The sequence below is a fragment of the Nocardioides sp. NPDC057772 genome, assembly GCF_042798075.1.
In the GTDB taxonomy this organism is placed as follows: domain Bacteria; phylum Actinomycetota; class Actinomycetes; order Propionibacteriales; family Nocardioidaceae; genus Nocardioides.
Window position 1 is genome coordinate 15,991 of sequence record NZ_JBHVKN010000043.1, and the last position, 14,558, is coordinate 30,548.

The following is a 14,558-nucleotide window of genomic DNA, read 5'->3' on the forward strand; positions in this document are numbered from 1 at the left end:
ATCCTACCCCTGAGTAGCTACCGACGGTACGGCGATTTGAGGCGACGCGACGCGAGTCTGTAATCTTGACCGCAAGCGTGTTCGCGTAGGCCTCTCCCCTCTCACTTTCCCCGAGGGGCCGGATTGAGAGCTCGCACCACCACACGTCGAAGCATCTGGAGATCATTCACCCATGGCGAACATCAAGTCGCAGATCAAGCGCAACAAGCAGAACGAGAAGGCGCGCGAGCGCAACAAGGCCGTCAAGAGCGAGCTCAAGACCGTCATCCGCAAGTTCCACGCTGCCGCCGAGGCCGGCGAGAAGGACGCTGCGGTCGAGACCGCCAAGGTCGCCACCAAGAAGCTCGACAAGGCCGTCTCCAAGGGCGTCATCCACAAGAACCAGGCCGCCAACCGCAAGTCGGCGATCGCCAAGAAGGCCGCCTCCCTCTGAGGTTCCTTCTCTGACAAGCCCCGTCCTGACGGACGGGGCTTGCGTCATTTCTGCCGAGACGTCACCCGCGTCGGCCGAAGCGTCACGCGCGTTGATCGAGTGGGCACCGTGGTGCCGTTTCGGCCGACGGGGTTGACGCTTCGACCGACCTCAGCGACGCCTCGACCGACCTCAGCGACGCCTCGACCGACCTCGGCGACGCCTCGACCGACCTCGGCGACGCCTCGGCGGGCTTGGCGTCAGCGCTGGCGGAGGGCGGCGATGGTGAGGACGAGGCGCTCGAGGGTGTATGCGGGGTCGCTGGCAGCGCCCTTGAGGTCGGCGTCGGCACGGGCGACCGAGCGGAGGGCCTCGCCGATGGCTTCGCGCGACCAGCCGCGGGCGAGGCCGGCGATGGACTTCTGCTTCCAGGGCGGGGTGCCGCTGTCGCGGATTCCGGCAACGTGGTTGGCGACCGTACGCAGCTGGCCGGCCACCGCGGAGAGGACGTAGACCGGGGAGGAGCCGGTGTCGAGCGCCCAGCGGATCTCCTCGAGGGCCTTGACCCGGTCACCGGAGATGATCGCATCAGCGATCACGTAGTTCTTCACCTCGGCGCGGCCGCCGAAGTATTGCTTCACGTGCTCCACGCCGAGTCGCTTCGCTTCGTTGTCACCGGCGAGCTGGCTCGCCGCAGCGGCCAGGGCGCGGAGATCCTGGCCGACCGCCTGGATCAGGAAGTCGGCGCCCTCCTCGTCGATGCTCGATCCGTGGAGCCGGAGCTCGGCCTTGACGAAGCTGCCGAACTCACGCGCCTTCAGCTCGACGGACTTGTGCTCGGTCACCTTCGGGAGCTTGCGGAGCTTCGCGAGCGTGCCGCTGCCCTTCTGCCCTCCCCCGTGGACGAGAACGAGCGCGACCTCCTCCGACGGCATCCCGGCATAGTCCAGCAGACCTGCCACGGACTCGTCGGGCAGGTTCTCCAGGTTGCGCACCACGACACAGCGGATGCTCGAGAAGAGCGACGGAGCGCTCAGCTCACCGAGCGTGGCCAGGGTCAGGTCGGCGGCGGTCGCCTCGGATACCTCCGCCTCGGCGTCGTAGGCCTTCACCGCGGCTCTGGCCGCTGCGACCGTGCGCTCCCCCAGGAACTCCTCCTTGCCCGTCACCAGCGTCACCCGGCCGAGGACATCGGCGGCCGACAGGTTTCCGGTGGGGCTCGGGGCGGAGGCGGTGCGTGCCATGCTCAAACCCTCCCACACGGCACCGACACTTATCGCGTCACCACGGCGGCCTCCCCTCCCGACTCGACGACCGCGACCGACCCGTCGCGGTCGGTGCGGTAGACCTCGGTGCCGCTCTCCTCGAGCCCCTGGACCGTGGCCGTGGCGGGGTGGCCGTAATCGTTCCCGGCACCGACCGACGTGAGCGCCACCTGCGCGTGCAGCGTACGCAGCCAGTCGAGGTCCTGATAGCGCGAGCCGTGGTGGGGCACCTTGAGCACATCGATGTCGAGCCCGGCCAGGTCGTCGGCGAGCTGGTCCTGTCCCTCCGGCTCGATGTCACCGGTCAGCAGCAGACGCAGGCCGCGAGACTCGACGAGGAGGACCACGCTCGCATCGTTGGCCGTGGAGCCGTCCCCGGGCCCGCGGGTGTCGGAGTCGGCCGTCGGCCAGAGCACCTGGACCCGTGCCTCGCCGATGGTGGTCGTCGCACCATAGGGAGCCGGGACGGGCACGACCCCGGCGGTGCCGGCGGCCTCACCGAGGACTCGAACTCCCTCGGGCGGGTCCTGGAGACGGGAGGTCCACAGCTCACCGATCTGACGGCCTGCGAAGATGCCCTCGACACCGTTGACGTGGTCGGCGTGGAAGTGAGTGATCACCGCGAGCGGGACGTGTTCGACCTCCAACCGATCGAGACAGTCGTCGATGTGTCCCGGGTCGGGGCCGGCATCCACGACCATCGCGCTTCCCGGCCCCGTACGCACCGCCAGCGCGTCCCCTTGACCGACATCGCACATCACCAGCACCCACCCCGCGGGTGGCCAGCCCGGACTTGGCAGCCGCACCAGCGCGACCGCGAGCAGCACCAGGCAGCCGGCGACTCCGGTGACCGGGTGTCGCAGGAGCCGTGGCGCCAGGAACGCGATCGCGGCGCAGACGGCCACTAGCACCGCCAGGGCGAGCGGCCCGGTCGCCCAGCCGACCTGGGCGGTCGGCAGGTCGGCGCCGAACCGGGCCACCGCGATGATCCACGCCACACACCACGTCGCGATCGTGCCCGCGACCATCCCGAGCGGATCCCACACCAGCCCCAGCAGACCTCCCAGGAGACCGAGCACCGTCGCGGGCGCGACGGCGGGCTCGACGAGCAGGTTGGCGAGGACGGCGACCAGGCTGACCTGGCCGGAGATCGCGGCGACCACCGGGGTGCAGGCCAGCTGTGCCGCCGCCGGGACGGCGATCGCCTCCGCGCACCACTGCGGCATCCAGCGCCGTAGCGCATCGCGCCATGGCGGCCCGAAGAGCAGGATCCCGGCGGTGGCGAGCACCGAGAGCGTGAAGCCGACCGAGGTCGCCAGCCCCGGGTCGATCAGCAGGAGCCCGATCACCGCCGCGCCGAGCCCGCGCAGCGCGCGCTGGCGTCCGTTGTGCGTCATCGCCAGCAGCCCGACCGCGCCCATGGCCGCCGCACGCACGACGCTCGGCTCGGTGCGGGCGAGCACCACGAACCCGAGGATGCCGAGCACCCCGACGGCGTAGAGACCTCTCCCCCGCACCCCGGCCCAGCGAGCGACGATGAGCAGGAATCCCACCACCAGGGTCAGGTTGGTGCCCGAGACCGCGAGCAGATGGGTGAGCCCGGTGGTGCGGAAGTCGTCCGCGAGGTCGTCGGAGAGGCCGGTGTCGTCGCCATCGACCAGGGCCGGGACCAGCGCCGCCTGGTCGGGCGGCCGGTGTGCCACCGCGTCCCGGATGGATTGGCGCAGCTCGTCGGAGGCCCGCCACCAGATCCCGGGACCGGCGACGACCCGGGGCTCGCCGGCGATGAGCAGCGCGGACTCCTCGTGCGAGTCGCTCTTCCCCAGGCGTCCCGTCGTCGACACCGTCGCCCCCAGCGGGACGTCTGCCCAGGCCTCGCCGCCGAGCACCACCACCGGCGTACGCAGCCGGTAGACCACCCCACGGCCCCTGATCTCGCGCACGCTGGCGCGCCGGAGCTGGTAGGTCGCGTGCTCGCCTCTCACCTCCTTCGGGTCGGTGGTGATCGTGGCGACGACCCGCACCTGCGCCTTGCGTGCGGCCAGGTCGGCGACCGGGTTGTCGCTGACCCGAGCGGCGTGCAGACCCGCGACGACCGCGGTCCCGGCGATCATCAGCACCAGCGCCAGCACGGTCGCGTGACGCTTCCGGATCGCCCATCCGCCACCGACGCCGACGACGGCCGCGAGCAGCACCAGCAGAACGAGCCCGGCCCGACCGCCGGCCACGACGACGGGTCCCACCAACGCCCCCGCCCACGCACCGGCCCCGAGCAGCGGCAGCCGCAGGTCGTTCACAGCGTGACCAGCGGTTCCAGGGAGTCGAAGGTCTTCGGTCCGATCCCGTCCACCTCGAGCAGTTCGTCGACGGAAGTGAACGCGCCGTTGGTGGTGCGCCAGTCGATGATCGCCTGCGCCGTCACCGGCCCCACGCCGGGCAGGGTCTCCAGCTCCTCCAGCGAGGCGGCGTTGAGGCTCACCCCGGCTCCTGGCGCCGCGGCCGCCGATCCTCCAGACCCAGGCGCTGCAACACCCACTCCCCCGTTGGGCGCCCCGACCACGATCTGCTGGCCGTCGCTGAGCAGGGCGGCGAGGTTGAGCCCGGCAAGGTGCTTGTGGGACGCCCCACCGGCGGCCTCGACCGCATCGACCACCCGCGACCCGACCGGTAGCACCACGATGCCGGGCTTGGGCACCTTGCCCTCCACGTCGACGGTGACCGTCCCAGCCGACGCCCCCTCCGACGGAACCGCGGCAACGCTCCCGGGAGCGGCCGAACCGGTCGGAAGCTGGACCAGCGGTGAGGCCGACGGAGACGCCCGGGCGGCCGGCACCACCTTCGGGTCGGCACGGATCATCCACCAGCAGGCCACCCCCAGCCCGGCGACGAGCACCAGGGAGACCACGACCAGGTGCCACGGACCGAAACTCACCCGCTCGCGCAGCGGCTCCGGCAGCACCGCGTCGGGCGAGATCACGACCTGTCGCCGCGACGCATGGCGCCCCGGGACCGGCACCATCGGGTCGAGCTCCGCGGTGTCGGTGGGAGCCGGTCCGTCCCACCACGGCGGCTGCCAGTCGTCTTCGCGATCGTCCGGCTCCCCCGGCGGGTCGAGCTCGGCACGCAGCTGCTCCAGCCGCCGGGCAACGGCATCGGCATGGTCAGAGGTCGGTCGGGTGCGCATGACGCCGAAACTATGCGCCCGCGCCGACGGTTCCGAGCGCGATTTCAGCGCCTGTGGAGAACCCGATCCTCAGCAGCCCCTGTGGACAACAACCGGCCCGAGAATCAGAGCCGGGGCCCCACGACGACCGCCACACACCCCGGCCCGACGTGCGCACCGAGCACCGCACCCAGCTCCCCGACGCGTACGTCGCCATCGATCTTGCCGTCCAGCTCCGAGGAGAGGCCCTCGGTCATCGCCGCCGCCCGGTCCGGGCTGCCCAGGTGGGCGACCACGACCTCGACGGCATCGGCCTCCTCAGCCGCCTCGATCCCGAGCGCCTGCAGCCGGGCGATCGCCCGCTCGGCCGTACGCACCCGCTCGTGCGGCACGACCCGCCCCTCCTCGATCGTGAGCAGCGGCTTGACCGCCAGAGCGGTCCCGAGCAGCGCGGCGGCAGCCCCGATCCGGCCGCCGCGGCGCAGGTATTCGAGCGTGTCGACGTAGAAGTAGGAACGCGTCGCCGCGACCCGCTCCAGCGCCGCCTCGCGCGCCTCGGCAGCACTCCCGCCGCGACTTGCGACAGCCGCAGCGGCCAGAACCGCGAACCCGACACCGGGCCCGACCTGCCGCGTGTCGACCGTGACCACCGGCACCGGCGCCTCCCGTGCGGCGAGCATCGACGACTCGCACGTCGCGCTCAGCTCCGCGGAGAGGTGGATGGAGACGATCTCGTCGAAGCCCTCAGCCGCGAGCTTCGCGTAGACCTCCCCCAGCAGCGCCGGCGAGGGTCGAGAGGTCGTCACCGTCCTGTGCGCCGCCAACGCCGTCAGCAGCGCCTCCGGCGACGTCTCCTCCACCCCGTCGTCGTACGACGTCCCATCCACGATCACCTGCAACGGCACCGATGTGATCAGCTCCGTGGCATCCCCGAGATCGGATGGAAGCATCGCGGTCGAGTCGGTCACGATCGCTACCCGGGCCATGCCCGAAGCCTATCGGGCCTCCCTACGCGGCCAGAACCAAGCGTTTCGTCGCGTGAACCGCTCCACCGGACCTCACGGCCGTTGGCCAGGAATCTGGCGGTACGCCGCTTGCAGCTCGGCGACCACCGGATCCTCGACATCGAAGTCGCGGTCGTCGACGCAGCTGATCGGACGTACGCCGATGCTCGCGTTGGTCGCGAACACGGAACGCATCCCCCACAAGTCGTCCTTCGAGACTGGCCGGGTCACGTGTGCCTCGGCCGCAACCAGCGCCATCGTCACTCCTGGGAGGACCGCCGCCTCCGGCCAGACGACGTCACCGTCATGGGTGACGAAGCCGACGTTCCAGGTGCATCCCTCGCTCACCCGACCCGAGGCCGGGTCGATGAAGATCACATCGTCGAAACCGGCACGTTTCGCGGCGACCCGGTGATGCAGTTGACCGAAGAGACCGACGTGCTTCACCGACGCCATCTCTCGCTGGAACCCGGCGCTCAGCACACGCATCGGCCCCGCACCACCCGGTGCACTCGGGCGCGTGGTGACCAGCGGGACCGGGCGCGCTCTGACCGAGCCCAGGTTGGCCAACGTGAGATCCGGGTCGAAGACCGTCACCCGGAGCGTGCAATCGCCGGGCTCGGCAGCGATCGCGTCGCGAATCGCTCCGAGGACGGCTGTTCGATCCAGGTGCACGTCGAAGACCGCACGGCAATCACGGGCCAGCCGGTCCAGATGGAGATCCAGACCCCTGATCCCACCACCCTCGACATGCATCGAGGTGAAGTGGCCGAAGCCGGTGAGCGCGAGGGCACGCAGGTCGGCGGCGGTCGCCTCCCTGCCGTGCACCCTCGCCACTCCGGCCTGCTCTCAGACGACGATGTTGACCAGCTTGGGCGCGCGGACGATGACCTTGCGGACGGTCTGGCCCTCGATCGCGGCGGCGATCGACGGGTCGGCCAGCGCGGCGGCCTCCAGGTCGGCCTCGGAGATGGAGGGCGAGACCTCCAGGCGCGCACGCACCTTGCCCTTGATCTGCACGACGGCGGTCACGGAGTCCTCCACGAGCAGGTGGGGCAGAGGCGTCGGCCACGCGGCCCGTGCGACCGTCGGCTCGTGCCCCAGACGCTCCCACATCTCCTCGGCGGTGTAGGGCGCGACCAGCGAGAGCAGGATCGCGACCGTCTCCGCGGCCTCACGTACGGCAGGATCGGCCGGCCCGCAACCCGAGTCGATCGCCTTCCGGGTGGCGTTGACCAGCTCCATCACCCGGGCCACGACCACGTTGAAGCGGTAGGACTCGATCAGCTGCTCGGCCTCGGCGACCGTCTTGTGGGTGACCCGGCGCAGCGCCACGTCGCCGTCGTCGAAGGAGACGCCCGGCTCCGAGGTGACGTCGCCCGCCAGCCGCCAGGCGCGCTGCAGGAACTTCGCCGAGCCACCCGGCGAGACGTCAGCCCAGTCGATGTTGTCCTCCGGCGGGGAGGCGAAGACCAGCGTCAGCCGGGTCGCGTCGACGCCGAACTCCTCCAGCACGTCCGACAGGTTGACGCCGTTGCCCAGGGACTTCGACATCTTCTTACCGCCGTTGATGACCTTGCCCTGGGACAGGTAGGCCGAGAACGGCTCGTCCCAGTCGATCAGGCCGATGTCGCGCAGCGCCTTGGTGAAGAAGCGTGCGTACAGCAGGTGCAGCACCGCGTGCTCGTCGCCACCCAGGTAGAAGTCGACCGGACCCCACTCGCGCGCCGCCTCGGAGGAGAACGCCTGGGTCTCGTCGGTCGGCGACAGGTAGCGCAGGAAGTACCACGACGAGTCCACGAAGGTGTCCATCGTGTCCGAGTCACGCGTGGCCGGACCGCCACACGTCGGGCACGACACGTTGACCCACTCCGAGGCGGCCGCCAGCGGCGAGACGCCCTTCGGCTTCAGGTCGGCGCCCTTCAGCTCCGGCAGCTGCACCGGCAGCTCGGCCTCGGGCACCGGCACCTCGCCGTCGACCGGGCAGTGGATGATCGGGATCGGCGCGCCCCAGTAGCGCTGCCGCGACAGCAGCCAGTCGCGCAGCCGGTAGTTGATCGTGCCCTTGCCGTGGCCCTCGGCCTCCAGCTTCTCGATGATCTTGTGGATGCCGCTCGCCTTGTCGGCGACGCCCTCCAGCTCGGGAGAGTTCACGTACGCACCGTCACCGGCGGTCGCGACGTACGTCTCCTCGGGGTTGTCCGCACCGGGCACGTCCACGACGCGGCGCACCGGCAGCGAGAAGGCCTTGGCGAAGTCCAGGTCGCGCTGGTCGTGGGCCGGGACGGCCATGACCGCGCCGGTGCCGTAGTCGGCCAGGACGTAGTCGGCGGCCCACACCGGGATCTGCTCGCCGGTGACCGGGTTGGTCGCGGTCACGCCCAGGTCGACACCGGTCTTGGGGCGGTCGGTCGCCAGCCGGTCGATGTCGGAGGCCTTGCGTACGTCCTCCAGGTAGCTCTCCAGCGCGGCCGCCCGGTCCGGCGCCACGATCTCGGCGGCCAGGTCGGCGTCGGCGGCGACGACCATGAAGGTCGCGCCGTACAGCGTGTCGGGGCGGGTCGTGAAGACGGTGACCTTCTTCGTCCCACCGTCGGACAGCGTGATGTCGAAATCGACGTGAGCGCCCTCGGACCGGCCGATCCAGTTGCGCTGCATGTTGACGACCTTGCCGATCCAGGTGTCCTGCAGCTGGTCCAGGCCGCTGTACAGCTCCTCGGCATAAGCGGTCGTGCGGAAGTACCACTGCGTCAGGTCACGCTTGGTGACCGTCGCGCCGCAGCGCTCGCACTCGCCGTTGACGACCTGCTCGTTGGCCAGCACGGTCTGGTCGTTGGGGCACCAGTTGACCGGGGACTTCTTGCGGTAGGCCAGGCCGGCCTCGTACAGCTTCAAGAAGATCCACTGCGTCCACTTGTAGTACTCCGGGTCGGAGGTGTGCAGCCGGCGCGACCAGTCGAAGGAGATGCCATAGCGCTTGAACGACTCCGCCTGGGTCTCGATGTTGGCGTAGGTCCAACCGGCGGGGTTCTCGTTGCGCTTGATCGCGGCGTTCTCGGCGGGCAGGCCGAAGGAGTCCCAGCCGATCGGGTTCAGGACGTCGAAGCCCTTCAGCCACCAGTAGCGCGCCAGCACGTCGTGCAGCGCGGTGACCTCGGCGTGGCCCATGTGCAGGTCACCGGACGGGTAGGGGAACATCGTGAGCGCGTAGCGCTTCTCGGCCCCCTCGCGCTGGCCCGCCTTGAACGGCTCCAGCTTCTCCCAGATCGGGCGCCACTTGTCCTGCAGCTCCACGACGTCGTACGTCGCCTGCTCGGCCTGCTCCTGCGTCATTGGTCTTTCGTCCTTGTCGAGTGTCGTGCGTCAAGACTGCTTCTGGAACAAAGAAACCCCTCACATGGAGGGGTAGGCCGCGTGACCGGGGTGTGTCCCTCAGGGTCAGCGCGGCTGCCTAAGAAGCAGGACAGACATCTGCATGTGCCCAGGGTAGCCGACCCTGGCCGCCACCGTCATTCGCAGCCCCGCCATACTCCGGCCGAAGATGGCGGTGACAGGGTCGAAGGCCTCTAGAAAGGCACTTTCGATAGGTCATGAGTTCTGCCCTGCGGATCGACCGACAGAAAATACGGTCAGAGGGGCCTTCACCTATTGCGACGGCCAGTTCGAGCGTGCCAAACTGGCGACGCTCCGCTGCTCGTGATGTCGGTCGTGAATGAGGACCCCCCCATCTCATCCAAGGAACGCTCCGAGCAGCGGAGTCCAAATCTTTTGGGCCCGGCGACGAAGTCGTCGGGCCTCACAACGTATTGGGGCGAGCCCCACGCCTACGGCACCCGAGCAACCCACTCCCGTGTCCCGTGCTTGCTCTCGACCAGCGCTGCCGCCTCGTCGATCGTCGGCTGATCGAGCCCGACGTACGCAGCCCCGAAGCTCTGCTCGAACTCGGCCAGCAGGGCACCGATGACCTTGTCCCGGGACAGCCCGGTCTGGGAGCGGATCGGGTCGACGCGCTTGGCCGCGCTCCTGGTGCCCTTGTCGGACATCTTCTCCCGGCCGATCCGGAGCACCTCGAGCATCTTGTCGGCATCGATGTCGTAGGCCATGGTGACGTGGTGCAGGACGCCGCCCGGGATCCGCTTCTGCGCGGCGCCGGCGATCTTGCCGACCGGCGAGGCGATGTCGTTCAGCCCGGCGTACGCGGCCTCGATGCCGACGCTGCGCAGACCACGCAGGACCCACTCGTCGAGGAACGCGTAGGACTCCTGGAAGGACATGCCGGCCACGAGCGTGTCGGGCACGGCGAGGCTGTAGGTGATCGTGTTGCCCGGCTCGATGAACATGGCGCCGCCACCGGAGATGCGGCGCACGACCTCGATCCCGTGGCGCTCGGCAGCGGCCGAGTCGACCTCGTTGGAGAGCGACTGGTAGCTGCCGATCACGACCGCACTGCTGGCCCAGTCCCAGAACCTCAGGTTGGGGGCGCGACGGCCCTCGGCGACCTGCCGCACGATGACCTCGTCGAGGGCCATCTGCATCGTCGGGGACAGCGGCCCGGTCTCGACGATCTCCAGGTCGAGGTCGTCCCACGTCGTGGCGCGACCGAGCGCCCGCAGCACCGTCAGGGCGATGTCGCGGGTGCCGAAGCCGACCAGCTCCGCGTCACGCGCGGCGGCGTCCAGGGAGGCGGTCAGCTGGTCGAGGGACGCGTCGGCCGGCTGCCCCTCCAGCGCCGCGGTCAGCCAGCCCAGCGCTTCGTCGGGTTCCAGGAAGAAGTCGCCCGAGAGGACGACATCGATGATCGTGTCTGCAGAGACCGTCGCGTCGACGACGACCAGCTTGCCGCCGCGTACCTTCCGCTCGCCATGCACTCGTTCACTCACAGTTCCTCAACACCGTGAGCGCCTGGATTCATCCCCGCACTACACCGCCGCGCCGCACGATCCGGCGGTGTCGGCCAGGCGGGTGAGACCGACCGGCCCGACCAGGGGACGCGGGTCGTCGGCGAGCGTCCAGGCGCCGTCGACCAAGAGGTAGTCGCCCCGGACATCCCCCTCGAGAAGAGCACGTACGCCGGCCACCAGCCGGTCCACGTCGCCGACCGAGGTCCCGATGCCGATGCTGGCGCGGACCGCGCCGCCGGTGAGCCCGAGGCGCTTGAGCAGCGGCTGGGCGCAGAAGCGGCCGTCGCGTACGCCCAGGCCGTGCTCGGCGGAGAGGTACGCCGCCACCCGACCGGGCTCGATGCCGTCGACGGTGAACGTGACGACCCCGACCGGCTCGTCGGAGTCCGGCCACAGGCGCAGGAGCTCGACACCCTCCAGCGCGGACAGGCCGACCACGAGGCGCCCCCTCAGTGACGCCTCGTGGCGGTCCAGCTCGACAGCCGAGAGGCCACCGAGAGCCGTACACGCCGCGGCCAGCGCGGCGGCACCGATGACGTTGGGCGAGCCGCCCTCGTGGCGCGCGGGCGCGGGCTGCCACGTGGTCTCGACAAGCTCGACCTCCGAGCCGTGGGTGACGTCGTCGACCGCCCCTCCCCCGGCGAGGTAGGGGGTGCCGACGTCGAGCCAGTCGCGGCGCCCGACGAGGGCACCGGCGCCGTAGGGCGCGTAGAGCTTGTGGCCGGAGAAGGCGACGTAGTCGGCGCCGGTCGCGGCCAGCGAGAAGTGGCGGTGGGCGATCAGCTGGGCGCCGTCGACGAGGACCCGGGCACCGTGGGCGTGGGCCAGGGTGACGATCTCCGCGACCGGCAGTGCCTCACCGGTGACGTTGGAGGCACCGGTGACGGCCACCAGCGCGTAGTCGCCTCGGGCCAGCTCGCCGGCGAGCGCGTCGATGGTGCCGGCGAGGGTGTCCCGGCCGGTGACGGCGGTGACCCCCGCCGCGACCCGGTGCCACGGGAGCAGGTTGGCGTGGTGCTCGATGTCGAGGACGAGCACCCGCCCGGGTACGCAGCCGGCCAGCAGGTTCACCGCGTCGGTGGTGTTGCGGGTGATGACGGTGACGTCGTCCTCACGGGCCCCGACATAGGCACCGATCGTCGCGCGCGACTCCTCGTAGAGGGCGGTCGAGACCTGGGACAGGTAGCCGGCACCACGGTGCACCGAGGCGTACCACGGCAGGACCTCGGCCACCCGGTCGGCGACGCTCTGCAGCGCCGGGGCGGACGCGGCGACGTCGAGGTTGGCGTACGCCACGGTCGTGCCGTCCAGCAGCGGAACCTGGGTGTTCGAGCCGACGAGCGGAAGCAGGGACATGGGGCACCCTTCGGGGATCATGGCTCCGCCGGTGGCGCTCGACGCCGTCCGGTGAAGCACGCGCTTGCCCGCGCCACCGCGGCGAGGGCCTGGTCGTCACCCGGAGCACCCCACCGCGTGGGAGGGTTGCCCGCCAGCAAGCCGGGGCTTCGCGCTGACAGTCGTGACCAACGCCCGCGATCGTGCCGGAGATCCTGGGCGCCCGCAAAGCCGGCGTCTCGATCAATGGGCACGAATCTCGCAGTTCGGACGAACGATCAGTCGCCCCCGCGCCCAGGACGGCCGCGGTCGCCCCACCCGTCGCCCCAGCCGTCGCCGTTCCCCTCGTCGCCGTCGCACGCGCCGAAGAACTCCGCGATCGGGTCGCACTCCTCGCCGTCACCCTCCGGCGGCTCCGGCGGCGCCGGAGGCGCGATCAGCTGCTCCTCGTGGCCGGACTCGGGGTCGGGACCGTCGACGTAGACCGGCTCGGGGAAGCTCTCGACCTCCTTGCCCTCCATCGCCTTCGCCATGATCGCCGCCCACGTCTCGGTGGGATAGTCGGCGCCGAAGTAGGACGGCATCCAGCCACCGTCGAGCCTCCCCTCGCCGTTGCCGCGCGAGTAGCGCACGGCGGTGGCGATCTGCGGCGTGAACCCGACGAACCAGGACGAGCAGACGTATTGCTCGTTGGTGCACGTGCCGGTGCCGGTCTTGCCGGCGACCGGCCGGCCGATGCGCTGCGCCTTCTGCCCCGAGCCGCTCTGCACCACGCCCTGCATCGCGTACGTCACGTCGGCGGCGATGTCCTCGGGGATCGCGTGGCGGGCGTTCTTCCGGCCGTTCCAGCTGTAGAGGACGTTGCCGGCGCGGTCGCGGACCTTCTTCACCACGTGCACGTCGTGGCGGTAGCCGCCGTTGGCGATCGTGGCGTAGGCGTTGGCCATGTTGATCGGGCTGACGTTGGCGCCACCCAGCGCGATCCGGTCGTCCTGGTCGGTGAGGTAGCCGGACGTGCTCGGGATGCCGGGGTACTTCGGGTCGGCCTTCTCCGGGGTCAGTCCCGCGTCGAGCGCGGTCTGGTAGATCGCCTTGCGGCCCTCCTCGGCCCCGCCCATCGACTCGGTCATGTCGATGTAGGCCGTGTTCACCGACTGCTCCAGCGCCTTGAGCATGGTGATGTGCTGGCCGTAGTCCATGCCGTCGGCGATACCGGCCTGCTCGCCCTCGTTGACGACCTGCGACCCGGTATAGGTCGTGAACGGCGAGTCACCCGCCCACGTCGACTCGAGCGAGTAGCCCTTCGCGATCGCCGCGGCCGTGGCGAAGACCTTCATCGTCGACCCGGCGTGGCCACCGGTCGCGGCCCAGTTGTGCTGGCTGTCGAGATAGTCCTGGCCGCCGTAGAAGCCGAGCAGCGCGCCGGACGCGACGTCGACGGATGCGGTCGCCACGTGCAGGGCGTTCTTCTGCTCGGGGTCGTTCTCGACGTACGCCTTGCGGTTCTTGGGCTTGACCGTCTTGGCGGCGGTCGCCGACGCCTTCATCACCTTCGGAGAGAGCGTCGCGGTGATCCGCAGGCCGCCGCTGTCGATCTTCTCCTCGGTGAACAGCGGCTTGCCGTCGGCGCCCTCGAGGCCGAGCAGCTCGGCCTTGATCATGGTGAGCGCGTGGCCGCGCTGCCCGCCGAGGCGGCTCGACACGGTCTTCGCGGGGAACTTCGGCAGCGCGTCCTTCACCTTGTCGGCCTCGGCCTGCTTCAGGTAGCCGAGGTCGACCATCCCGGAGAGGACGTACTGGTAGCGGCCGAGCAGCTTCTCCTCGCCGCGGAAGGTGCTGCTGGCCGGGTCGAAGCCGGCCGGGTTGTTGAGGATCGCCGCCAGCGCCGCGGTCTCTTGCAGCGACAGATCCTTGGCGGACTTCGCGAAGTAGGCCTTCGCGGCCGCCTCGATGCCGTAGGCGCCGCGGTTGAAGTAGATCGTGTTGAGGTAGTCGGTGAGGATCTGGTCCTTGCTCTTCTGCCTGGTCAGCTTCAGGGCGATGACCGCTTCCTTCAGCTTGCGCGAGTAGGACCGCTCGGAGCTGAGGTAGTAGTTCTTGACGTACTGCTGGGTGATCGTGGACGCGCCGCCGGCGGTGCCCTCGGTGGTGTTGGAGAAGGCCGCGCGCACGATGCCCTTCACGTCGACGCCACTGTTCTCGTAGAACGTACGGTCCTCGGCGGCGACCACGGCGTGCTTGACCATCTCCGGGATCTCGTCGGCCTCCAGCTTGATCCGGTTCTGGTCGCCCTCCTGGTAGCGGCCGAGCTCGGTCTTGCCGTTGCTGTAGTAGACGAACGACGTCTCGACCTCGAACTCGGCGTTGGGGTCCGGCACGGTGATCCGGTTGTACGCCACGATCGCCGTCATCGAGCCGATCAGAGCGATCGCCAGGAAGCCGACCAGGGCCACCTTCGCGGTGAGCTTCCCCCAGCGC

The 14,558-nt window shown here is 70.1% G+C and carries 10 protein-coding genes and 1 riboswitch; of the genes, 1 reads left to right on the plus strand and 9 read right to left on the minus strand.

From position 1 onward, the window contains the following. Positions 1-172 precede the first annotated feature (172 nt). Entirely contained in the window at positions 173-433 is a 261-nt protein-coding gene (gene rpsT, locus ACFVJS_RS10275; protein ID WP_378879108.1) for a 30S ribosomal protein S20, read from the plus strand. A 239-nt stretch (positions 434-672) separates the two neighbouring features. Here rpsT and holA read toward each other — a convergent pair whose 3' ends face one another. From holA to ACFVJS_RS10320, 9 genes are all read right to left on the minus strand, one after another. Next, positions 673-1,656 carry a DNA polymerase III subunit delta gene (gene holA, locus ACFVJS_RS10280; protein WP_378879111.1) on the minus strand — a complete coding sequence of 328 codons (984 nt, stop codon included), beginning with the start codon at positions 1,654-1,656 and terminating at the stop codon, positions 673-675. A 29-nt stretch (positions 1,657-1,685) separates the two neighbouring features. After that, positions 1,686-3,974: a ComEC/Rec2 family competence protein gene (locus ACFVJS_RS10285; protein WP_378879114.1), complete on the minus strand. Its 2,289-nt coding sequence runs from the start codon at positions 3,972-3,974 to the stop codon at positions 1,686-1,688. After that, the gene (locus ACFVJS_RS10290; protein ID WP_378879117.1) at positions 3,971-4,861 is read right to left on the minus strand and encodes a helix-hairpin-helix domain-containing protein; all 891 of its coding nucleotides are present in this window, start codon (positions 4,859-4,861) and stop codon (positions 3,971-3,973) included. Before ACFVJS_RS10290 ends, ACFVJS_RS10285 begins: the two co-directional genes overlap by 4 nt. A 104-nt stretch (positions 4,862-4,965) precedes the next feature. Next, positions 4,966-5,826: a DegV family protein gene (locus tag ACFVJS_RS10295; protein WP_378879120.1), complete on the minus strand. Its 861-nt coding sequence runs from the start codon at positions 5,824-5,826 to the stop codon at positions 4,966-4,968. A 72-nt stretch (positions 5,827-5,898) separates the two neighbouring features. Further along, positions 5,899-6,681: an aminotransferase class IV gene (locus tag ACFVJS_RS10300; RefSeq protein ID WP_378879122.1), complete on the minus strand. Its 783-nt coding sequence runs from the start codon at positions 6,679-6,681 to the stop codon at positions 5,899-5,901. Between the two features lie 12 nt (positions 6,682-6,693). After that, positions 6,694-9,177 (minus strand): leucine--tRNA ligase, encoded by a 2,484-nt coding sequence (gene leuS, locus ACFVJS_RS10305; RefSeq protein ID WP_378879129.1) that lies wholly within the window; start codon positions 9,175-9,177, stop codon positions 6,694-6,696. A 491-nt stretch (positions 9,178-9,668) separates the two neighbouring features. Continuing rightward, positions 9,669-10,724, minus strand: coding sequence for a lipoate--protein ligase family protein (locus ACFVJS_RS10310; RefSeq protein WP_378879133.1), 1,056 nt, complete (start codon positions 10,722-10,724; stop codon positions 9,669-9,671). A 39-nt stretch (positions 10,725-10,763) separates the two neighbouring features. Then, positions 10,764-12,101 (minus strand): aminotransferase class V-fold PLP-dependent enzyme, encoded by a 1,338-nt coding sequence (locus ACFVJS_RS10315; protein WP_378879136.1) that lies wholly within the window; start codon positions 12,099-12,101, stop codon positions 10,764-10,766. Between the two features lie 55 nt (positions 12,102-12,156). Further along, positions 12,157-12,270: riboswitch (SAM riboswitch) on the minus strand. An 88-nt stretch (positions 12,271-12,358) separates the two neighbouring features. Next, the coding region (locus tag ACFVJS_RS10320; RefSeq protein WP_378879138.1) for a transglycosylase domain-containing protein at positions 12,359-14,558 on the minus strand (2,200 nt) is incomplete at its 5' end.

Excerpts from the sequence above, each read along its gene's own strand:
- ACFVJS_RS10315 (WP_378879136.1), bottom strand. The coding sequence starts at position 12,101 with ATGTCCCTGCTTCCGCTCGTCGGCTCGAACACCCAGGTTCCGCTGCTG.
- rpsT (WP_378879108.1), top strand. The coding sequence starts at position 173 with ATGGCGAACATCAAGTCGCAGATCAAGCGCAACAAGCAGAACGAGAAG.
- leuS (WP_378879129.1), bottom strand. The coding sequence starts at position 9,177 with ATGACGCAGGAGCAGGCCGAGCAGGCGACGTACGACGTCGTGGAGCTG.
- ACFVJS_RS10290 (WP_378879117.1), bottom strand. The coding sequence starts at position 4,861 with ATGCGCACCCGACCGACCTCTGACCATGCCGATGCCGTTGCCCGGCGG.
- holA (WP_378879111.1), bottom strand. The coding sequence starts at position 1,656 with ATGGCACGCACCGCCTCCGCCCCGAGCCCCACCGGAAACCTGTCGGCC.
- ACFVJS_RS10295 (WP_378879120.1), bottom strand. The coding sequence starts at position 5,826 with ATGGCCCGGGTAGCGATCGTGACCGACTCGACCGCGATGCTTCCATCC.